Origin of the sequence: Streptomyces sp. NRRL F-5630, from assembly GCF_000719475.1 — a bacterium.
Classification (GTDB): Bacteria; Actinomycetota; Actinomycetes; order Streptomycetales; family Streptomycetaceae; genus Streptomyces.
Genome location: NZ_JOGO01000020.1, coordinates 1 through 21265, shown reverse-complemented (window position 1 = coordinate 21265; position 21265 = coordinate 1). Strand labels below are relative to the sequence as shown.

Sequence of the window (21265 nt, the reverse complement as noted above, 5' to 3'; positions counted from 1 at the left end):
ACACCCCGCGTCCCTACCTTGTGGCGTCACGATATCGGGGTAAGTTTCGAAACTTTCGAAACCGTCTCGGAGTCAGAGTGCTCATCCCATGCCCAACGGGGGCCGCCCGATATGGGTCCAGAGTCGTTCAGCGCTACGACGGCACACTCGTGTCGGCCGAACTGCTCCCGGCGCGGGTGAACATCAACCAGCCGTCCGAAGTCGCTTTGTATGTGCAGGCGTTCGAGGAGTTGCCGCACCTGGCCGTGTACGGGACGGAGGCCCGCGCGCTGATCGTGCGCGCGATCGATGTGCCGCGGTCGTAGGCGCGGAGTGGTTCCTGCCGATACGTCCGCGGTTACCGGTGCCTTGGTATTCAATGGCGCCGAAGGGGCCGACAACTTGACGCTATGACACGGAGGTTGAACGCGTGAGCGATTTCGAGCGTCGCGCGAAGGCCGCGAAGAAGTTCGGCGTCTACGTCCTGCGGCTCCGGGAGCATCTCGGGCTCAGCCAAACGGAATTCGCCCAGCGCATGTTCTGCCATCAGACGCTCGTGTCCCGCGTCGAGAGCGGATCGGTCCCGGCGACGGCGGCCTTCGCCGAGCAGATGGACGTGGTGGCGGGCGCTCCCGGTGTCTACGCCGACAGGCGGACTGAGCTGTTCGGCGCCACCGACCCGGAGTTGTGTGACCATCTGCGCGAGAGCGCCATGTCCGGGACGCAGTCGGCCGAGCTGTTCCACCGACTGGCCGAGCAAAGGGAATGCGAATGACGAACCGCGACGGACTCACGTGGGTGAAGAGCAGCTACAGCGGTGCTGACGGCGGCAATTGTGTGGAGCTTGCCGTCGGGGGAGACGTCATGCCCGTGCGGGACAGCAAGTGCGCGGCCTCCGGTCCCGTGATCGAGTTCGGCCGGGCGGCCTTCGCTCGCTTCCTCGGGAGCGTGCGCGAGCGCTGACGCGACCATCGAGAGCCCGCCGTGTCCCGCATCGGGAGCGGCGGGCTTCGCGGTGTCCGGTGCGGCGCGGGGCGCGCGGGTTCCTCGGGTCCGTGCGGCCGACGTGCGTGTGGATTCGGTGCCGAACGTGGGCGTGCGGTAAGGAATTTGCCGCGCGCGCATGACTTTGGCACGTGCGGGAAGAGGAAACACGGAGAGGCCCGTCCCGGGGGCGGGACGGGCCTCTCGCGCACTGCCGCAGCGCACGTGTTCAGATCAAAGCCGGGAGCGCGGTGCTCATTCCTCCAGCGTCAGCCCCTTGCGGAGCTTCACGAGGGTCCGCGAGAGGAGGCGCGAGACGTGCATCTGGGAGATGCCCAGCTCCTCGCCGATCTCCGACTGCGTCATGTTGGCGACGAAGCGGAGCGAGAGGATCATCCGGTCCCGCTGCGGGAGCCGCGCGATCATCGGCTTCAGGGACTCGATGTACTCGATGCCCTCCAGGCTGTGGTCCTCGTAACCGAGCCGGTCGGCGAGAGCGCTCTCGCTGTCGTCCTCCTCGGGCTGCGCGTCCAGCGAGGAGGCGGTGTAGGCGTTCGACGCCGCCATGCCCTCGATGACCTCCTCGCGCTCGATGCCGAGCTTCTCGGCGAGTTCCGAGGGGGTCGGGGCGCGGTCCAGGTGCTGTGCCAGCTCGTCCCCGGCCTTCGCCAGGTCGAGGCGCAGCTCCTGCAGCCGGCGCGGGACCCGCACCGACCACGAGGTGTCACGGAAGAAACGCTTGATCTCGCCGATGATCGTCGGCATCGCGAAGGTGGGGAACTCCACCCCGCGCGAGAGCTCGAAGCGGTCGATCGCCTTGATCAGGCCGATCGTGCCGACCTGGATGATGTCCTCCATCGGTTCGCTGCGGGAGCGGAAGCGCGAGGCGGCGAACTTGACCAGGGCGAGATTCAGCTCGACGAGCGTGTTGCGTACATAGGAGTGGGCGTGCGTGCCCTCGTCGAGGTCTTCGAGTCGTTCGAAAAGGTTCTTGGAAAGGGCCCGTGCGTCCAGCGGCCCCACCTCGTCCAGCGGCGGGATCTCCGGGAGATCCGCCAGCTCGGGTACGGCGGTGGGGGACCGGAAGGCCGGGGGGGCCACGGCGGGGTCCCGCTTCGCCGCGCCCGGGGGGCGAGGAGCGGGGATGGTCGACGTCGCCGGATTCGCCCGCGATGCGTCGAGCTGGGATGACATGATGTCCTCCATCGTTCTCGGCATATGGCTGCCGATGCCAATACGTGCACTGCGGTGTGCGGCGCCTCCAAAGCCGGCTTGTATCGAATGCGTTCTTCTAGCCCTACCCGCTCGCGCGCAGTGACCGCAAGTGCGATACGAGGCAAATGTCCCTTTTTGGGCGGTTGTTCGGCTACCGAAGAGGGGTGTCGAGGGCGTAGTGTTCGAGAACATCGGCGTACCTCTGCCCAGAGCTCGCCCGCGCCTTGGTCGCGGAGGGTCAGTGGGAGTGGACGCCGGGTCAGCACAAAGGCCATGAGGCGCGTCGTGTTTCCGCACGCCGCGCCACGCAGCCGGGTGGACGACGAGGCTCAGGAGACAGACGGCATGGACCGCGGGACGGTCGGCAGCGCGAACAGGGGACGGCTCCGCGTCGAGGTGCGCGAAGAGGGCCCCTGGGTCGTGGTCGCGCTCGCCGGTGAACTGGATCACCACACCGCCGAATTGTTGCGTGAACCACTCGACAGCAAGCTCGACGCCGGTCACGACCGGATCGTCCTGGACTGCTCCGAGCTCGAGTTCTGCGACTCCACCGGCCTCAACGTGCTCCTCGGCGCCCGGCTGCGGGCCGAGGCGGCGGGTGGCGGCATCCACCTCGCGGCGATGCAGCCGGTCGTCTCACGGGTCTTCGAGATCACCGGCGCCGACGCCGTTTTCCAGGTGCACCCCACCCTCGCCGAGGCGCTCACCGGCTGAGCGCGGGGCGGGCCCCGGGTCACGAGACGGGGGCGAGGAGTGATCCGCAGGTGTCCGCCGCCCGCTGTCGGGCAGGAGATTCCCGTGACCCCCGCAGCCGTCAGGACCCTCCCCAGCGGGTCCCCGAGAGACTTGAAGTGTCGAAAGTGTGCACTGAGAACTGGCGATTCCGGCGATTCGGTGAGGTGAAGCGCTGATGAGCACCATCCGGCCGCAACTGCCGGACGAGCGCCCCGGCGAGGAAGGGCCCGGCGCCCCCGCGTCCGCCCCCGGTGGCGTGTCCGCTCCCGGCGGCCGGCAGACCCGCAGGCTCAGCCTCGTGGGCGAGAGCGGTGTCGTGCCGATGGCGCGCGACTTCGCGCGCCAGGCGCTGCACGCCTGGGGATGGATGCCCGCCGATGGCGCGGACCGCAAGGCGGCGGCCGAGGACGTGCTCCTCGTCGTCTCCGAGCTGGTCACCAACGCGTGCCTCCACGCGGAGGGCCCGGAGGAACTCGTTCTCGGCACGGATGGCAAGACGCTGCGGATCGAGGTCGCCGACCTGGGGGCGGGGGAGCCGGAGCCGAGGCGACCGCACCAGGCGGGGCGGCCCGGCGGGCACGGGATGTTCATCGTGCAGAGGCTTTCGGTGGACTGGGGAGTGTCCCGGGCCGAAGGGGTCCCCGGCAAGCGGGTGTGGGCCGAGGTGGCGGCCCCGGCGTAGGCGTGTCCGCAGGGGCGGGAGGGCTTCTGGGGCTTCGCCCCAAGCCCGATCTCCCGGGGCTCCGCCCCCGACCCCGTGGGGTGTCGGGGCTCTGCCCCGGGCCCTGGGGGGCTTTTCGGGGCTCCGCCCCGGACCCCGCTCCTCAAACGCCGGAGGGGCTGAGTGGTGGGGCCTCCGTCCCGGTGGTCAAGCGCCGGAGGGGCTGATTGGGGCCTCGGGCCCCGCTTCTCGAACGCCGGAGGGGCCGGCCGCCACACGATCCGCGTGTGGTGGCCGGCCCCTCCGTCGTTTCGTGTCGGTCAGTGGACCTCGCCCATCTTCGTGCGCACCGTGCGCCGGTACATGAAGATCGCCGCTCCTGCCAGGGCCGCCAGGGCCGCCTGGGCGGCTACGACGCCCGCGCGGTCGAGGTTGACGTGCGCGAGGGACAGGAGGCTTGTCACGCTGTCGCCCGCCGTGACCGCCAGGAACCAGACGCCCATCATCTGGGAGCTGTACTTGGCCGGGGCCATCTTCGTCGTCACCGAGAGCCCCACGGGGGACAGGCACAGCTCGCCGACCGTCTGCACGAAGTAGATCGCCACGAGCCACATCGGGCTCACGCGCTCGTTCGCCGTGGTGTCCAGGAGCGGGATCAGGAAGACGAAGAAGGAGACGCCGACGAGGAAGAGCCCCGAGGCGAACTTCGTGACCGTGCTCGGCTCCTTGCCGCGCCGGTTCAGCGCCAGCCAGATCCACGCCGTCACCGGCGCCAGCGCCATGATGAAGACCGGGTTCACCGACTGGTACCACGAGGTCGGGAAGCCGATGCCGAAGAGGCTGTTCGTCGTCCGGGTGTCGCCGAAGAGGGACAGCGTCGAGCCGCCCTGGTCGTAGATCATCCAGAAGAGCGCGGCCGCGACGAAGAACCAGATGTACGCGGACATCTTCGACCGCTCGGCGCGGTCCAGGTCCTTGTCCCGCTTGATCCGCGCGAGCACCACCACCGGGATCACGAGACCGGCGATGTTGATCGGGACCAGCGCCCAGTTGAGCGTGTACACACCGGTCGCGACGAGCACTCCGTACGCGACCGCGGCGACGAGCGTCCACAGCAGACCCTTGCGGATCGTCGCGATCTTCTCCTCGCGCGGCTGCGGCTTCGGCACGACACTGCTCTCGGGGCTCAGGTGCCGCGAGCCGAGCAGGAACTGCGCGAGCCCGAGCCCCATGCCGACCGCGGCGAGGCCGAAGCCCAGGTGCCAGGAGACGTTCTCGCCGACCGTGCCGATGATGAGGGGCGCGCCGAAGCTGCCGAGGTTGATGCCGATGTAGAAGACGGTGAAGCCACCGTCGCGGCGCGGGTCGCCGGGCCCCTGGTAGAGGTGGCCGACCATCGTCGAGATCGTCGACTTGAGCAGGCCGGAGCCGATCGCGACGAGCGCCAGCCCGCCGAAGAAGAGTCCCTGCCCCGGCACGGCGAGCAGCAGGTGGCCGCACATGATGATGCCCGCGGCGATCGCGGTGGTCCTGCGCGGGCCCCACCAGCGGTCGGAGATCCAGCCGCCCGGCATCGCGAGCAGGTAGACCATCGCGAGGTAGACGGAGTAGATCGCCGTGGCGGTGCCCGCGTTCATGTGCAGGCCGCCGGAGGAGACGAGATAGAGGGGCAGCAGGGCCCTCATGCCGTAGAAGCTGAAACGCTCCCACATCTCGGTCATGAAGAGGGTGGCCAGTCCGCGGGGGTGGCCGAAGAAGGTCTTTTCGCTACCGGCGGTGACGGTGCCGGTGGCGTCCTTCGTCAGGCTGGGCGCCATGGGTCGTTCCTTGCGTGGGGGAAGGCCGGCACCGGTACGCACCCCTCCTCCCACGTCCGACGCGGTCGTCGCGCCCGTAGTAGGGGGAGCGCGACGAGAGAGTGGGGGCGTACCAGGAACCACGCCCCAGGCGCTTCCTCGCACCCGGAGCCCGGCCACAGGTCATTGACGAGTCGCGGCGGGGCCCGCGGGGGTGCGGGAGACCGATACGACAAGGACCCTCGCGTGCGCCAGGCACCTGCGAAGGTCCGTGATCCGTGCGTCAGACGTTTACTCAGCCTAAAGCACTCCCGACGGTTCCCCGCGGGCAATGAGGCATCCATCACAGGTGAGGAAGGGAACAGAAGGCCGGGATCGCAGGTGATGGGGCGTCAGGGGCTTCGTTTCGCAGGACGGGGGAGAGGGGTGACGCGGGTGCGGAGCGCGTCCCCGCGCGCCGCCTCCACAGCCGCGCGACAGCTCGCGCACAAGCCGCGGCCCCGGCGGTGCGACGGAGGGCGTCCGGCCTTCGACGAGGGCCCGCCCGGGGGTCCGCGCGCGGTCTACCATCAGGGCATGACCCGTGTACTGCTCGCCGAGGATGACGCGTCCATCTCAGAGCCGCTGGCCCGTGCCCTGCGGCGCGAGGGCTACGAGGTGGAGGTGCGCGAGGACGGGCCCGCCGCCCTGGAGGCCGGCGTGCAGGGCGCCATCGACCTCGTCGTCCTCGACCTCGGCCTGCCGGGCATGGACGGCCTGGAGGTGGCCCGCAGGCTCCGCGCCGAGGGGCTCTCCGTACCGATCCTGATCCTCACCGCGCGCGCCGACGAGGTCGACACCGTCGTGGGGCTCGACGCCGGCGCCGACGACTACGTCACCAAGCCCTTCCGTCTCGCCGAGCTCCTCGCCCGCGTCCGGGCCCTCCTGCGGCGCGGCGCCGGTGAGGCAGGCAAGGAAGCCCCCGCGACGCACGGCGTCCGCATCGACGTCGAATCGCACCGGGCGTGGATGGGTGACGAGGAACTCCAGCTCACCGCCAAGGAGTTCGACCTCCTCCGCGTCCTCGTCCGCGACGCGGGGCGCGTCGTCACGCGCGATCAGCTCATGCGGGAGGTCTGGGACACGACGTGGTGGTCCTCGACGAAGACGCTGGACATGCACATCTCGTGGCTGCGGAAGAAGCTCGGGGACGACGCGGCGAATCCGCGGTACATCGCGACGGTGCGGGGGGTGGGGTTCCGGTTCGAGAAGAGCTGAGCCCTTCGGGGGTGGCTGGGGGATCGGCCTGCGGCCTCTGTCCTCAAGCGCCGGACGGGCTGGGGGATCGGCCTGCGGCCTTTGTCCTCAAGCGCCGGACGGGCTGGGGGATCGGCCTGCGGCCTTTGTCCTCAAGCGCCGGACTGGCTGGGGGGAGCCGCTGGTGTTGGGTGCCCGGGGCGGCCTGCGGCCTTTGTCCTCAAGCGCCGGACTGGCTGGGGGTGGGTGGCGCCGGACGGGCTGGGTTTGAGGCCATCGGGCTGGCTGGGGTTGGGCCCCCGAGTTGGGTGAGGGTGTGACCCTTTTGGGTCTGGTTTGTCGCTTTGTGCTTCTTTGCGACCTAGCGTGAGCGCTAGTCGGCGAAGGGGTGTGCTGTGGGCGTCAGCAAGGGGATCGTGCGGGCGGTAGGGCTCTGTGTGGCCGGGGGGCTGGTGGCCTCGTGCGGGGCGGTGACCGCCCGATCGAGTGCGGGGACGGCCAAGCCCTCGCCCCCGCCCAGCCCCAGCGGCTCCCCCTCGGCGGGTGTCGCCTCGTTCTACACGTATCCCGCCGCGGGGACGATCAAGGGCAAGACGGCCGGTGAGGTCTTCGCGAGTGAGCCCCTCCAGGTCACACCCGGGCTCGCTGCCGCCGCCGCGCGCGCGAAGCGGATCATGTACCGCTCGGACGGGCAGGGCGGCGAGCCCGTCGCCGTCACCGGCTTCGCGCTCACGCCCCAGGGCACCCCGCCCAAGGACGGCTGGCCCGTCGTGGCCTGGGCGCACGGCACCACCGGCGTCGGGCCCGACTGCGCGCCCTCGCGCGAGCCCGGCCTCTCCCTCTCCCCGGACGGCCAGGACGAGAAGCTGATCACGAACCTGCTGCGCGGCGGCTACGCGGTCGTCGGCACCGACTACCCCGGTCTCGGCTTCCCCGGCCGTGTCCAGGGCTACCTCCAGCTCGGGCCCGAGAGCAACTCCGTCGTCGACAGCGTGCGCGCGGCCCGGCACCTCGACTCCGCGCTCGGTACGCGGTGGTTCGCCGTCGGGCACTCGCAGGGCGGCGCCGCCGCGCTCGGCGCGGGCGAGATCGCGGCGAAGCGGGCGAGCGACCTGAAGTACCTCGGCACCGTCTCGCTGGCCCCCGTGAGCAACCTCGGCGACGCCGTGGACGGCCTCGCGAAGCTCAGGCCGCCGTACGCGCCGGGCTGGGGCCGCACGGCCTCGTACCTCACCTACATCGCCATCGGCGCCCAGCGCTCGACGCCGTCCGTCGCGTACTCCGACCTGCTGCCGCCCCGCCTCGTCCGGCAGATCCCGGCGGCCGAGCGGCTGTGCCTCGCGCCGCTGAGCGAGCACCTCGAAGGGCTGGACCCGCAGCCGCCCGCCCTCGTCAACGCGGACTGGGGCACGAGCAAGGCGCTGCGCGCCTTCTTCGCCCAGGCCCAGCCCGCCCACGCCAAGTCCTCCGGCCCCGTCCTCCTGCTCCAGGGCGGCAAGGACACCACGGTCGCCCCGGAGCTGACCGAGAAACTGAAGGGGCAGCTCTGCGGGCTGAAGGACCAGGTGGAGTACAAGGCGTACGCGAACGCGGACCACGACGGCCTGCTCGACGTCTCGTTCCAGGACCTGGCGGCCTGGCTCAGCGCGAGGGCGAACGGGAAGAAGGCGGCCAGTGACTGCGGAGGAGCGGGCGGCCAGTGACCGCGGGTGAGCGGGGCCGGTGAGGGGCGCCCTCTTCCCGCACGCCTGACCGCCGGCGGGCCGTCTCCCGGGGCCGCGCACCGGGCCCCGCTCCCGCGAACGCCGGAGAGGCCGCCGCCTCACCTGCCAGGATGGCGGTATGCGCCGCCGCCTCATCACGTCCACCCTCGCCGTCGTCCTCGTCGTCATCGCCGTCTTCGGGCTCTCGCTCGTCATCGTCGAGACCCGGACGATCACCAACAGCGCGCAGGAGCGCGTGGACTCCGAGGCCGTGCGGCTGGTGTCGATCGTGGACAGCAGGCTGATCGCCGAGGAGCAGATCACCTCCGAGGTCCTGCGCGACCAGGTCGAGGAGGGGCGCTACGCGGTCGTACGGCTGCGCAACCGCGCGCCCATCGAGATCGGCGACAGGCCCCGCGGCGACGTCATCAAGGCGACCGAGCGGGGCGAGGCGGGCGAGTCGGTGACCGTCGAGGAGCCCAGCTCGGAGGTGACGCGCGAGGTCGGCCGCACGCTCATGATCATCGGCCTCGTCGCGCTCCTCGCGATCATCGCCGCCGCGCTCCTCGCCATCCGGCAGGGCAACCGCCTCGCGGCCCCTCTCACGGACCTCGCCGAGACCGCCGAGCGCCTCGGCTCGGGCGATCCGCGCCCGCGCCAGAAGCGGTACGGGGTGCCCGAGCTGGACCGGGTCGCGGAGGTGCTCGACAGTTCGGCCGAGCGCATCGCGCGGATGCTCACCGCCGAACGCCGCCTCGCGGCCGACGCCTCGCACCAGCTCCGTACGCCGCTGACCGCGCTCTCGATGCGCCTGGAGGAGATCACCCTCACGGAGGACATCGACACCGTGCAGGAGGAGGCGAACATCGCGCTCAACCAGGTCGAGCGCCTCACCGCCGTCGTCGAGCGGCTGCTCACCAACTCCCGCGACCCGCGCAACGGCTCCGCCGTGCCCTTCGAACTCGACGAGGTCGTCAAGCAGCAGGTCGAGGAGTGGCTGCCCGCCTACCGCAACGCGGGCCGCGCCATCGTGAGCTCGGGGCCCCGGCACCTGCGCGCCGTCGGCACCCCGGGCGCTGTCGCGCAGGTGCTCGCCGCGCTCATCGAGAACTCGCTCATGCACGGGGGCGGCACGGTCGCGCTGCGCACCCGCGCCGTGGGCAACCAGGCCGTCGTGGAGGTCACCGACGAGGGCCCCGGCGTGCCGCCCGACCTCGGCGCGCGCATCTTCGAGCGCACGATCTCGGGCCGGAACTCCACGGGCATCGGCCTGGCCGTCGCGCGGGACCTCGCCGAGGCGGACGGCGGCCGGCTCGAACTCCTCCAGGGCAAGCCGCCCGTCTTCGCCCTCTTCCTCTCGCGCACCCGCCCCCGCAAGCCGAGCACGGGCGCGGACGGCGAGGAGACGCCGACGGTGCGCTGAGCCTCAGTCCACGTGCACGCGGCGCGGCCTGCGGTGCCTGCCCTGGCCCAGGTGCTCGGTGGAGGGGGTGTGGTGCGCGACGACGGGAGAGGGCTGGCCGCGGCGCGGTCCCGCGTACGGGCCGTGGTGGCCGCCCGGCGGCGTGAAGGCGGCCTCCGCCTCGTGGACGGCGGCGGACACCTCGCGCACGGCCTCCTGGTCCTTCGGCGGCAGCGCGCGGAAGACCCAGCTGCGGTAGGACCAGAAGCGGAAGAGGGTCGCGACGCCGATGCCGCAGAACTTCACGATGTTCGTCTGGAGCGGGGTGTCGAGACCGAAGCCGTAGGTGCCCGCGTAGAGCACCCCGTTCTCGATGACGAGACCGATCACGCTGAAGACGGCGAAGAGTCCCAGCTCCCGCTTGCGACCCGACTTGTCCCGGTCGCGGTACGTGAAGTAGCGGAACCCGACGTAGTTGAAGACGATCGAGATGACGGTGGCGATGACGCTCGCGCGCACGTAGGCGAGCGAGGTGAAGTGCCGGACGAGGTTGTAGGCGGCCATGTTCACGAGCACGCCCGCACCACCGACCGCGCCGAATTTCGCCAGCTCCGCGACGATACGTCTCAGCCGCGAGGGCGGGGCACTGGCGTTCGTCATAAGGCGTTTGTCCCCAGGAGACGGGTAAGGGCGGTCCCCGCCATGCTAGGCGCTGCGGCGATCGGCCGCCCGGCCAGCGGGGGGACCAGCGGGAACGGATAGGCTTGCGTGGTGACATTCCCCGTAGTCGGCATGGTCGGCGGTGGTCAGCTCGCGCGCATGACGCACGAGGCGGGCATCCCGCTCGGCATCACGTTCAAGCTGCTCAGCGATACCCCGCAGGACTCGGCCGCCCTCGTGGCGCACGAGGTCGTCGTCGGGGACTACCGCGATCTCGACGTGCTCCGCGACTTCGCGCGCGGCTGCGACGTGATCACCTTCGATCACGAGCACGTCCCCACCGAGCACCTGCGCGCCCTGGAGGCGGAGGGCATCCCGGTCCGGCCGGGCCCCGCCGCGCTCGTGTACGCGCAGGACAAGGGCCTCATGCGCGCCCGCCTCAGCGAACTCGGCGTCCCGTGCCCCCGCCACCGCCTCGTCGCCGACCCGGCGGACGTGACGCGCTTCGCCGCGGAGGGCGAGGGCTACCCCGTCGTCCTCAAGACGACGCGCGGCGGCTACGACGGCAAGGGCGTGTGGGTCGTCGGCTCCGAGGAGGAGGCCGCCGAGCCCTTCCGCGCCGGGGTCCGCGTCCTCGCCGAGGAGAAGGTCGACTACGTACGGGAGCTGGCCGCGAACGTCGTGCGCTCCCCGCACGGGCAGGCCGTCGCGTACCCCGTCGTCGAGTCGCAGCAGGTCGACGGCGTCTGCGACACCGTGATCGCCCCCGCGCCCGGTCTCGACGAGGAACTGTCGGGGATCGCGCAGGAGATGGCGCTGCGCATCGCGAACGAGCTGGGCGTCATCGGGCACCTCGCCGTCGAGCTGTTCGAGACGCGCGACGGACGCGTGCTCGTCAACGAGCTGGCGATGCGCCCGCACAACTCGGGGCACTGGACGCAGGACGGCGCGGTGACCTCGCAGTTCGCCAACCACCTGCGGGCCGTCCTTGACCTCCCGCTCGGCGACCCGCGCCCGCGCCAGCCCTGGACCGTCATGGTCAACGTGCTCGGCGGCGACTTCCCCGACATGTACAGCGCGTACCTCCACTGCATGGCGCGCGACCCCGGGCTGAAGATCCACATGTACGCGAAGGGCGTGAAGCCCGGCCGCAAGGTCGGCCACGTGAACACCTACGGCAAGGACCTGCCCGAGGTCCTGGAGCGCGCGCGGCACGCGGCCGGCTACCTGCGAGGAACGATCACAGAGTGAGCACCACAGCCCAGCCCCTCGTGGGCATCGTCATGGGGTCCGACTCCGACTGGCCCGTCATGGAGGCCGCGGCGAAGGCGCTCGACGAGTTCGCGATCCCCTACGAGGTCGACGTCGTCTCGGCGCACCGGATGCCGCGCGAGATGATCGCGTACGGCGAGGGCGCGGCCGACCGCGGTCTCAAGGCGATCATCGCCGGGGCGGGCGGCGCGGCGCACCTGCCCGGGATGCTCGCCTCCGTCACCCCGCTGCCCGTCATCGGCGTGCCCGTGCCGCTCAAGTACCTCGACGGGATGGACTCGCTGCTCTCCATCGTGCAGATGCCCGCCGGGGTGCCCGTGGCGACCGTCTCGGTCGGCGGCGCGCGCAACGCGGGCCTCCTCGCGGCGCGGGTGCTCGCGGCGCACGACCCCGAGCTGCTCGCCCGGATGCGCGACTTCCAGCAGGACCTGAACGCGCAGGCGACGGAGAAGGGCAAGCGGCTGCGGACGAAGGCCGCGCAGAACGCGAGCGGGAGCTTCGGCTTCGGGGGCTGAGGGTCCCGCGCGGAACGCGAGCGGGGGCTTCGGCTTCGGGAGGTGAGGGCGGGCGTACGTTCTTCTGCGTACGTCACGGGGGTGACGCCGCGTTCCGCGCGGGGCCGCCCCCGTCCCTTTTCCCGGAAAGAGGTCCCGCCGTGGCCACGCCCCAGCCGTCCCCCGCCCGACTCGAAGAAGCCCGCGCGCTGCTCGCCGGGGCGCCCGTCGTCGACGGGCACAACGACCTGCCGTGGGCCCTGCGCGAGCAGGCGCGGTACGACCTCGGGCGGCTCGACATCGCCGAGGACCAGCGCGGCAGTCTCCACACCGACCTCGCGCGGCTGAGCGCCGGAGGCGTCGGCGGGCAGTTCTGGTCGGTGTACGTGCCGGGCGAGCTGGCCGGGGACGCGGCCGTCGCCGCGACGCTCGAACAGATCGACTGCGTCGACCAGCTCCTCGCCCGCTACCCCGAGCGGCTCGCCGAGGCCCGTACCGCCGACGACATGGAGGCCGCCCGCGCCTCCGGCCGCATCGCCTCGCTGAAGGGCGCGGAGGGCGGCCACTCGATCGCCAACTCGCTCGGCACGCTGCGGGCCTTGTACGCGCTCGGCGTCCGCTACATGACGCTCACGCACAACAGCAACACCGACTGGGCCGACTCCGCGACCGACGAGCCCGCGCACGACGGGCTCACGCGCTTCGGCGTCGAGGTCGTCCGCGAGATGAACCGGCTCGGGATGCTCGTCGACCTCTCGCACGTCGCGCCCGCGACGATGCGCGCCGCGCTCGACGCGAGCGAGGCCCCGGTGATCTTCTCGCACTCCTCCTCGCTCGCCGTCTGCGACCACGTGCGCAACATCCCGGACGACGTCCTGGAGCGGCTGCCCGCCAACGGCGGTATCGCGATGGCCACCTTCGTCCCGAAGTTCATCCTCCCCGAGGCGGGGGAGTGGACGCTGCGCGCCGACGAGAACCTGCGCGCCAAGGGCTTCCACCACCTCGACACGACTCCCGCCGCGATGGCGGCGCACCGTGCCTTCGAGGAGGCCAACCCCCGCCCCGTCGCGACCGCTTCGACCGTCGCCGACCACCTCGACCACATGCGCGAGGTCGCCGGGATCGACCACCTCGGCGTCGGCGGCGACTACGACGGCACGCCCTTCACGCCGAAGGGGCTCGACGACGTCGCCGGCTACCCGAACCTGGTCGCCGAACTCCTCGACCGCAACTGGTCGGAGGCCGATCTGGCCAAGCTCACGTGGTCCAACGCGGTCCGCGTCCTGCGCGAGGCCGAGATCGCGGCGAAGGAGATCCAGCGCGGGCGCGGCCCGTCCAACGCGACGATCGAGGAGCTGGACGGCAAGGAGTAAAGGGCCCGTGTACGGGGGTTGGAGCCGACCTGGCTCCAACTCCCCTAGCGCAGCGTCTTGTTGGAACTTGTCACGGAATCGGACACGAACCAACAGTGGCGAACATTGGTCTATGCCTGGCCTGTTCGCTATGCCTACTCTCGTCAACGCGGCGCCCCCACCGCGTCGGGGCGTCGTTGTTCCACCCCCACTCCTGGAACAACGAGAGGCCGTCACCCCCATGCATCGCAGACCCGTCATGCGTATCGCCCTGTCCACGCTCGCCCTCCTGGGAGGTCTCGGCGTCGCCGCCGGGACCGGCACCACCGCACAGGCGGACAGCAAGCCCGAACCGCCCGCCTCGGCGGGGATGCTGACCGCCCTGCAGAAGGACTTCCACCTCACCGCGCGGCAGGCCGAGACCCGGCTCGCCGCCGAGAAGCAGGCCGCGAAGACCGACCGCGCGGCCCGCGAGGCCGCCGGTTCCGACTTCGCCGGCTCGTGGTTCGACGCGAAGAAGGGCACGCTCGCCGTCGCCCTCACCGGCACCCGTACCGCCGACGCCGTCCGCTCCACCGGCGCCGAGGTCCGCACCGACGCCCGGCACAGCGAGGCCCGGCTCACCTCCGTCAAGCGCGAGATCGACCGCATCAAGGCGCCCACGTCGGTCACCGCCTGGCGCGTCGACCCGCGCGCGAACCGCGTCGTCGTGGACGTCCTCGCCGCCCACCGCTCCGACCGCGCCGTCCGCGCCTTCCTCGCCAAGGCCCGGGACGCCGGGCCCGTCACCGTCCACGCCGTCGAGGGCGCCCCCGAGAAGCCCCGCCCGCTCGCCGCCGGAACCGTCGGCGGCGACCCCTTCTACACCGGGAACGTCCGCTGCTCCATCGGCTTCTCGGTCGTCGGCGGCTTCGTCACCGCCGGGCACTGCGGCAGGCCGGGCCAGGCCGTCTACGGCTGGGACAACAGCTACATCGGCAACATCCAGGGCTCGACCTTCCCCGGCGACGACATGGCCTGGGTCAACGTCGGCAGCGGCTGGTGGACCGTCCCCGTCGTGCTCGGCTGGGGCACCGTCTCCGACCAGCTCGTGCGCGGCTCCAACGTCGCCCCGGTCGGCAGCTCGATCTGCCGCTCGGGCTCGACCTCGCACTGGCACTGCGGCACCGTCCTCGGCCTCAACGAGACCATCAACTACGCGGACGGCCCCGTCTACCAGGCCACGCACACCAACGCGTGCGCCGAACCGGGCGACTCCGGCGGCTCGTTCATCAGCGGCGACCAGGCGCAGGGCGTGACGTCCGGCGGCTTCGGCAACTGCTCCAGCGGCGGCGAGACCTGGTTCCAGCCGGTCAACGAGATCCTCGGCAGGTACGGGCTGAAGCTCGTCACCTCCTGACGCACCGCGCGGCACTGCGATACGGGGCGGGGGCGGCCGGCGACCCCCGCCCCGTACCGCTGCCGCCCGGCCCGCCCCGCCCGAGGACCGCACCGCCGCCCCTCCCGGCCTCCCCGCACCGCCTCACCCGAACGGCCGCTCCGGCGTGTCGGGCGCCCCGCCGCGTGGCACGGTGGGCGCACTGCCCCGTACCCGAGCGAGCACCGGAGCCCTCCCATGGCGCACCTGCGGGACGATGCCCTTCCCGACGACCCCTTCCCCGAAGGCACCGACCCGCTCGGCGGGGACGCCACCGCGCCACGGACCGCGCCCGAGGACATCGCGGCGCTGCTCGCCGAGCACCCCGTCGCCGACGGCTACAGCGGGCTCGCCTGGACGCTGCGCCACCTGCCCTGGTGCGAGATGGAGCTGGGCGACAGCGCGCTCGGCGCCGACCTGCCCCGATTGCGGGCCGGCGGGGTCGGCGCGCAGTTCTGGTCGCTCAAGGTGCCCGGCGACGAGGGCGCGAGCCTCACCAGCACCCTCGAACAACTCGACTTCGCGCGCGCCGTCGTCGCCGCCCACCCCGGGGCGCTGCGCCTCGCCCGTACCTCCTACGACATCGCCGACGCGCACGGCCGCGGCCGGATCGCCGTCGTCCCCGGCCCCGCCGACGCGCGCGGCATCGACGACTCGCTGGCGGGGCTGCGCACCCTCGCCGAACTCGGCGTCCGCTCCCTGACCCTCGCCGGGGCCCGCTGGGCGGGCGAGGAGGGGCTGAGCGTCTTCGGGACCGAGGTCGTCCGCGAGACGAACCGCCTCGGGATGCTGCTCGACCTCACCGGGGCGCCCGCCGCCGTCGTCACGCGTGTTCTCGACATCTCCCGCGCCCCCGCGCTCCTGCGCGCCGGAGCCGCCGCCGTACGCGACCACGCGGGCAACGCGCCCGACCCCGTGCTCGCCGCGCTCGGCGCCGCGCGCGGCCTGTGCCTCGTCCCCCTCACCGAGCCGCTGACCGGACCCGCGCTCACCGACACGGCCGACCACATCGACCACGTCCGCGCCGTCGCGGGGCCCGAGTCGGTCGCCCTCTGCGGAGCCCACGACACGGGCGAGCCCCACCCCGAGGGCCTCACGGACCCCACCGGCTACCCGCCCCTCCTCACCGAACTGCGCGCCCGGGGCTGGAGCGACACCGAACTGGCCGCGCTGACCTGGGAGAACGTCATCCGCGTCCTGAAGGAGGCGGACGAGACGGCGAGAGAGACGAGCGCGCGACGCGGACCGAGCACGGCGAGGCTGGAGGAGCGCGACGAACTGACGCCCAAGCCGGTGCCGCCACTCGGGCTGCACTAGCGCTTGTAAGTCCGGCGTACCGCCGGGACACCGCCACGGCGGCCCCCTCCGCGTCAGGGGCTCGTCGGCCGGTCGCCGCTCTCGGGGAGCGCCGGGGCCATCCGCCGCAGGTGGGCACGGGAGCGGGCGGCGTCGGTGGCGGGCGGTGTGCCGTACACGGCGCGGTAGTCGCGGGAGAAGTGCGAGGCGCTGCGGTAGCCGACCGCACGGGCGGCCTGAGCCGCCGACTCGCCGAGGATCACCATGCGGTGCCGGGCCTCGCCCAGCCGCAGCCGCTTGAGGTACTGCATCGGCGTCATCGAGGTCGCCTGCTTGAACCGTCCGAAGAGCGTCGATTCGCTGGTGTGGAGGGCCGCCGCGAGCAGGGGCATCGTCCAGGGCTCGCTCATCTTGTCCGTCAGGTGCGCGACCGCCTGGACGACCACGGAGCGCTCCTCCCCGTGCGTGGCGGCGAGAATGCGGGGCGCCTGTTCCGTCTGGAGCAGCCGAAGGACGACTTCCCGCGCGAGGGCGGGGCCCAGTACCGGGATGATCTCGGGCTCGTCGAGCAGCCCGACGAGCCTGGCGAACGCGTCCGCGAGGCCCGGCGTCCACGTGCCGAGCCGGTCCGGCGATCCGGCGGACGGGCGCGAGTGGTGAGGAAAGGCGACGGCGACCTCCCGCACGAGCACGGGATCGAACTCCCAGGTCGCCGAGAGGAAAACGCCGGTCACCGGGTCGGTCTCGACCACCCCCGCGACGACCGGGAGATCGACGGGAGTCAGCAGGAAGCGGTCCCTGCCCCAGACCTCGTCGTCCGCGCCCACCAGGGAGCGTTTCCTCCCGGCGAGGACCACGGCGAGCGAGGGCGCGTAGCGCTGGAAGAAGAGGGGCGTGGTGCCGTGCACTCGCGCCAGGCGCAGGCCGAGCCCCGCCGCGCGCGCCGTGTCACCGACATGCCGGGCGACGATGTCGGCCGACCGCTCCAGACTCGCGGCGACCGCGCCCGCCGCGCTCGTACTTCCCTCCACCGCACGCATGGTAGGCGATCACTCCTTACGGGATCAGGCAAGGATGCCGTGGATTCCGGCAAGCCCGGGACCGGCCGGAGCGCCCAGCATGGACACATGCAACAGAACCAGGCACTCCAAGACCTTCTCGACACCCTTCCCCTCGACGAGCGGCTGCGCGGGAGGACGGCTCTGGTCACCGGATCGTCCAACGGCATCGGGGAGGCGATCGCGAGGGTCCTCGCCGCTTCCGGCGCCGAGGTCGTCGTGTCCGGCCGGAACCCCGACCGCGCCGGAGCGGTCGCGGACGCGATTCGCGCGAAGGGCGGTACGGCGCACGTCGTGACCGCGGCCCTCGACGCGGAGCCCTCGGAGGTGCGCGAGTTCGCCGCGCGAGCCGAGGCCGCCCTCGGCGGGAGCGTCGACATCCTCGTGAACAACGCCGGCGTCTACCCGGGCGGCGCCACGGCGGACGTCACGGACGAGGAGATGCAGGCCCTGTGGGCGACGAACATCCGCGCCCCGCACGTGCTCGTCGCCGCCCTCGCTCCTCGCATGGCCGAGCGCGGCCATGGCTCCGTCGTCAACATCGGCTCCTGGATGGCACGCGTGGGGGTGCCGAACAAAGGGCTGTATCCCGCCACGAAGGCGGCGATCGAGCAGCTCACGCGCGCCTGGGCGGCGGAGTACGGCCCGAGCGGCGTGCGCGTCAACACCGTCGCGCCGGGAGCGACGGCCACGCCCGGCAACGGTGCCTCCGCCGACATCCTCGCGGCGATGACGAAGGGCACCCCCGCGGGGGTGCCCGTGCGCCCGCTCGACATCGCCTACGCGGTGCGCTGGGTGGTCAGCGACGAAGCGGCGTCCGTCCACGGCGCGACCTTCGACATCGACGGCGGCATCCACGCCACCCGCCTGGGGTAGGGCACGTCCCGTGACGTCCCGTGAGGCAGCCTCCGAAAGGCTGCCTCACGGGACGGGGGAGCGGGGGTGCCTCACGGGCGGGGGAGCGGGGGTGCCGGTAGGGCGCTCAGGCGTTCGGCCTGCCCATCGCCCGGTAGGTCCACCCCGCCGCGCGCCACTTCTGCGCGTCGAGGATGTTCCGCCCGTCCAGGATGGTCGGCGTCGTCACCACCGCGCCCAGCTCCGCGGGGTCGATGTCCCGGTACTCCCCCCACTCGGTGAGGTGGAGCACCACATCCGCCCCGCGCACCGCGTCCAGCGCCGTGTCCGCGTACCCCAGCGTGGGGAAGACGCGCGCCGCGTTCGCCATCGCGCGCGGGTCGTGCACCGTGACCTGCCCGCCCTGGAGGTGGATCTGCCCCGCGACGTTCAGCGCGGGCGAGTCCCGTACGTCGTCGGAGTCCGGCTTGAAGGCCGCGCCGAGCACCCCGACGCGTACCCCCAGGAAGGAACCGCCGACGGTCTCGCGCGCGAGGTCCACCATCTGCGCGCGGCGGCGCATGTTGATCGAGTCGATCTCGCGCAGGAAGGTGAGCGCCTGGTCCGCCCCGAGTTCGCCCGCGCGGGCCATGAAGGCGCGGATGTCCTTGGGCAGGCAGCCGCCGCCGAAGCCGATCCCGGCGCGCAGGAACTTCCGGCCGATGCGGGAGTCGTAGCCGATCGCCTCGGCGAGCTGCGAGACGTCGCCGCCCGCGGCCTCGCACACCTCGGCCATCGCGTTGATGAAGGAGATCTTCGTGGCGAGGAAGGAGTTCGCCGAGACCTTCACCAGCTCGGCGGTCGCGTAGTCCGTGACGAGGAAGGGCGTGCCCTCCGCGATCGGGCCCGCGTAGACCGTGCGGAGCAGTTCCTCCGACTCCTTGTCGGTCACCCCGACGACGAGCCGGTCCGGGTGGAGGGTGTCCTCGACGGCGAAGCCCTCCCGCAGGAACTCCGGGTTCCACGCGAGCCGCGCCCCCGCACCGGCCGGGGCCAGCTCCGCGAGCCGCGCCGCGAGCCGCTCGGCCGAGCCGACGGGGACCGTCGACTTGCCGACGACGAGCGCCGGGCGGGTGAGCAGCGGCGCCAGCGACTCGACGGCGCTGTCCACGTAACTCATGTCGCAGGCGAGGTCGCCCTGCCGCTGCGGGGTGTTGACGCACACGAAGTGCACGTCGCCGAAGTCCGCGATCTCCTGCCAGGAACTCGTGAACCGCAGCCGCTTGGTGGAGCCGTCGAGCCCCTCGACGTGCTTGCGCAGCACCTCTTCGAGGCCCGGCTCGTACATCGGGGTCTCGCCGCGCGAGAGCGACTCGATCTTCTCGGGCACGACGTCGATGCCGAGGACGTCGAAGCCCAGTTCCGCCATGGACGCCGCGTGCGTGGCACCGAGATAGCCGAGACCGATGACGGTGATCCGGGGCGACTGGCTCATGGACGGCTCCTGTGCGACGGGGATGCGTGGCGGGGCTGTGCGGCGGGGCCGCGTACGGGCCGCCGAAGCGGCCGGCCGGGGGCCGCGCGGGCGCCTCCCCGGCGGATGCCGAGCATAGTCGGCGGCCCTCGAAGCGCTTCGGGGGCGCGGCCGGGAAGGTGCGCGGGCTGTCGGAAAGGTCACTCGGGGTACGCGTCCCGTAGGCGCGGCAGGCTTCGCGGCCTATCATGCGGAACCGTAGGTTACTAACCGGTAATGAGCGCGCGGGCCGTCAGCGGGGCCCTTCGCGGCATCCCCCGGGCCCGTTCGCACCGGGCCGTTCGAGAAGGAGACCAGCACCGTGTCCGACTTCGACCTGTACCGTCCGGCCGAGGAGCACGACATGCTCCGCGAGACGGTCCGCGCCCTCGCCGAGGCGAAGATCGGCCCGCACGCCGCCGAGGTGGACGAGCAGGGCCGCTTCCCGCAGGAGGCGCGCGACGCGCTCACCGCCGCCGACCTGCACGCCGTGCACGTGCCCGAGAACTACGGCGGTGCCGGGGCCGACGCGCTCGCGACCGTCATCGTCATCGAGGAGGTCGCCCGGGTCTGCGCCTCCTCCTCGCTCATCCCGGCGGTCAACAAGCTCGGCTCACTGCCCGTCATCCTCTCCGGCTCCGAGGAGCTGAAGGCGAAGTACCTGGGCCCGCTCGCCAAGGGCGACGCGATGTTCTCGTACGCGCTCAGCGAGCCCGACGCGGGCTCGGACGCGGCCGGCATGAAGACCAAGGCCGTGCGGGACGGCGACTTCTGGGTGCTCAACGGCGTCAAGCGCTGGATCACCAACGCGGGCGTCTCCGAGTACTACACGGTCATGGCCGTCACCGACCCGGAGAAGCGCAGCAAGGGCATCTCCGCCTTCGTCGTCGAGAAGGGCGACGAGGGCGTCTCCTTCGGCGCCCCCGAGAAGAAGCTCGGCATCAAGGGTTCGCCCACGCGCGAGGTCTACTTCGACAACGTCCGCATCCCGGCCGACCGCATGATCGGCGCCGAGGGCACCGGCTTCGCGACCGCCATGAAGACGCTCGACCACACGCGCATCACCATCGCCGCGCAGGCCCTCGGCATCGCGCAGGGCGCCCTCGACTACGCCAAGGGCTACGTCCAGGAGCGCAAGCAGTTCGGCAAGGCCATCGCCGACTTCCAGGGCATCCAGTTCATGCTCGCCGACATGGCCATGAAGATCTCCGCCGCGCGCGCCCTCACCTACCAGGCCGCCGCCGCCTCCGAGCGCGGCGACGCCGACCTCACCTACCAGGGCGCCGCCGCCAAGTGCTTCGCCTCGGACGTCGCGATGGAGGTCACGACGGACGCGGTCCAGCTCCTCGGCGGCTACGGCTACACGCGTGACTACCCGGTCGAGCGCATGATGCGCGACGCGAAGATCACCCAGATCTACGAGGGCACCAACCAGGTCCAGCGCATCGTCATGGCCCGCAACCTGCCGTAACGCGCACGACGCAGGGGGGCGCGCGGGCGCGGGGCACGGAGCGGAACGCGCCGCTCCCGCCCCCCGCTTCCGCCGCGCTCCGGCCCCGCTCCCGCCCCGCGCTTGTGCCGCGCCGCCGCCGCGCTTCCGCCCCACGTACCCGCCGCGCCCCTGCCCCGCGCCCCCCTCGCGCCCCGCAGTCCCGCAC

General features: G+C 72.1%; 19 protein-coding genes and 1 pseudogene. 15 read left to right on the top strand and 5 right to left on the bottom strand.

Annotation, left to right across the window (positions count from 1 at the left end; translation table 11 throughout):
* Positions 1–134 precede the first annotated feature (134 nt).
* The 3 genes and pseudogenes from IF99_RS0112350 to IF99_RS0112340 all read left to right on the top strand — a co-directional run.
* Positions 135–305, top strand: a pseudogene (locus IF99_RS0112350) (transcriptional regulator); the annotation flags it as partial.
* 104 nt (positions 306–409) lie between these two features.
* Positions 410–754: a helix-turn-helix domain-containing protein gene (locus IF99_RS0112345; RefSeq protein WP_030996474.1), complete on the top strand. Its 345-nt coding sequence runs from the start codon at positions 410–412 to the stop codon at positions 752–754.
* Positions 751–942, top strand: coding sequence for a DUF397 domain-containing protein (locus IF99_RS0112340; protein ID WP_030996473.1), 192 nt, complete (start codon positions 751–753; stop codon positions 940–942). Before IF99_RS0112345 ends, IF99_RS0112340 begins: the two co-directional genes overlap by 4 nt.
* Before the next feature lie 276 nt (positions 943–1218).
* On the opposite strand, the gene IF99_RS0112335 is transcribed toward IF99_RS0112340, so the two are convergent.
* Positions 1219–2169, bottom strand: a complete 951-nt coding sequence (locus tag IF99_RS0112335; RefSeq protein ID WP_030996472.1) for an RNA polymerase sigma factor SigF — start codon at positions 2167–2169, stop codon at positions 1219–1221.
* Between the two features lie 354 nt (positions 2170–2523).
* Here IF99_RS0112335 and IF99_RS0112330 point away from each other — a divergent pair, with 354 nt between their 5' ends.
* Both IF99_RS0112330 and IF99_RS0112325 read left to right on the top strand, forming a co-directional pair.
* Entirely contained in the window at positions 2524–2892 is a 369-nt protein-coding gene (locus tag IF99_RS0112330) for an STAS domain-containing protein (RefSeq protein WP_030996471.1), read from the top strand.
* A 196-nt stretch (positions 2893–3088) separates the two neighbouring features.
* Positions 3089–3595, top strand: coding sequence for an ATP-binding protein (locus IF99_RS0112325; RefSeq protein WP_030996470.1), 507 nt, complete (start codon positions 3089–3091; stop codon positions 3593–3595).
* A gap of 299 nt (positions 3596–3894) precedes the next feature.
* Here the strand turns inward: IF99_RS0112325 and IF99_RS0112320 are convergent, their stop codons facing one another.
* Positions 3895–5391 (bottom strand): peptide MFS transporter, encoded by a 1497-nt coding sequence (locus IF99_RS0112320; RefSeq protein ID WP_030996469.1) that lies wholly within the window; start codon positions 5389–5391, stop codon positions 3895–3897.
* Between the two features lie 555 nt (positions 5392–5946).
* Here IF99_RS0112320 and IF99_RS0112315 point away from each other — a divergent pair.
* The 3 genes from IF99_RS0112315 (at position 5947) to IF99_RS0112305 (ending at position 9732) form a co-directional block, all read left to right on the top strand.
* A complete protein-coding gene (locus IF99_RS0112315) occupies positions 5947–6627 on the top strand; it encodes a response regulator transcription factor (RefSeq protein ID WP_030996468.1) in 681 nt (226 codons plus the stop codon).
* Between the two features lie 374 nt (positions 6628–7001).
* A complete protein-coding gene (locus tag IF99_RS0112310; protein ID WP_030996467.1) occupies positions 7002–8309 on the top strand; it encodes an alpha/beta fold hydrolase in 1308 nt (435 codons plus the stop codon).
* Positions 8310–8448: 139 nt separating this feature from the next.
* Complete coding sequence (locus tag IF99_RS0112305) at positions 8449–9732, top strand: ATP-binding protein (protein WP_030996466.1); 1284 nt, start codon at positions 8449–8451, stop codon at positions 9730–9732.
* A 3-nt stretch (positions 9733–9735) separates the two neighbouring features.
* On the opposite strand, the gene IF99_RS0112300 is transcribed toward IF99_RS0112305, so the two are convergent.
* Positions 9736–10371: a GtrA family protein gene (locus IF99_RS0112300; protein ID WP_030996465.1), complete on the bottom strand. Its 636-nt coding sequence runs from the start codon at positions 10369–10371 to the stop codon at positions 9736–9738.
* 111 nt (positions 10372–10482) lie between these two features.
* On the opposite strand from IF99_RS0112300, the gene IF99_RS0112295 reads away from it, so the two are divergent.
* The 5 genes from IF99_RS0112295 (at position 10483) to IF99_RS0112275 (ending at position 16223) form a co-directional block, all read left to right on the top strand.
* The gene (locus tag IF99_RS0112295) at positions 10483–11622 is read left to right on the top strand and encodes a 5-(carboxyamino)imidazole ribonucleotide synthase (RefSeq protein WP_078655065.1); all 1140 of its coding nucleotides are present in this window, start codon (positions 10483–10485) and stop codon (positions 11620–11622) included.
* Positions 11623–11654: 32 nt separating this feature from the next.
* Positions 11655–12158 carry a 5-(carboxyamino)imidazole ribonucleotide mutase gene (gene purE, locus IF99_RS0112290; RefSeq protein ID WP_107048962.1) on the top strand — a complete coding sequence of 168 codons (504 nt, stop codon included), beginning with the start codon at positions 11655–11657 and terminating at the stop codon, positions 12156–12158.
* Positions 12159–12298: 140 nt separating this feature from the next.
* Positions 12299–13510, top strand: a complete 1212-nt coding sequence (locus IF99_RS0112285; protein ID WP_030996462.1) for a dipeptidase — start codon at positions 12299–12301, stop codon at positions 13508–13510.
* A gap of 220 nt (positions 13511–13730) precedes the next feature.
* Positions 13731–14888, top strand: coding sequence for a S1 family peptidase (locus IF99_RS0112280; protein ID WP_030996461.1), 1158 nt, complete (start codon positions 13731–13733; stop codon positions 14886–14888).
* Positions 14889–15104: 216 nt separating this feature from the next.
* Positions 15105–16223, top strand: coding sequence for a membrane dipeptidase (locus IF99_RS0112275; protein ID WP_030996460.1), 1119 nt, complete (start codon positions 15105–15107; stop codon positions 16221–16223).
* 53 nt (positions 16224–16276) lie between these two features.
* Here IF99_RS0112275 and IF99_RS0112270 read toward each other — a convergent pair whose 3' ends face one another.
* Complete coding sequence (locus IF99_RS0112270) at positions 16277–17233, bottom strand: AraC family transcriptional regulator (protein ID WP_234340675.1); 957 nt, start codon at positions 17231–17233, stop codon at positions 16277–16279.
* Between the two features lie 96 nt (positions 17234–17329).
* On the opposite strand from IF99_RS0112270, the gene IF99_RS0112265 reads away from it, so the two are divergent.
* Positions 17330–18136, top strand: a complete 807-nt coding sequence (locus tag IF99_RS0112265) for an SDR family NAD(P)-dependent oxidoreductase (protein WP_030996458.1) — start codon at positions 17330–17332, stop codon at positions 18134–18136.
* A 106-nt stretch (positions 18137–18242) separates the two neighbouring features.
* On the opposite strand, the gene IF99_RS0112260 is transcribed toward IF99_RS0112265, so the two are convergent.
* Entirely contained in the window at positions 18243–19589 is a 1347-nt protein-coding gene (locus tag IF99_RS0112260; RefSeq protein ID WP_030996457.1) for a UDP-glucose dehydrogenase family protein, read from the bottom strand.
* A gap of 382 nt (positions 19590–19971) precedes the next feature.
* On the opposite strand from IF99_RS0112260, the gene IF99_RS0112255 reads away from it, so the two are divergent.
* Complete coding sequence (locus IF99_RS0112255; protein WP_051703468.1) at positions 19972–21078, top strand: acyl-CoA dehydrogenase family protein; 1107 nt, start codon at positions 19972–19974, stop codon at positions 21076–21078.
* Positions 21079–21265 lie beyond the last annotated feature (187 nt).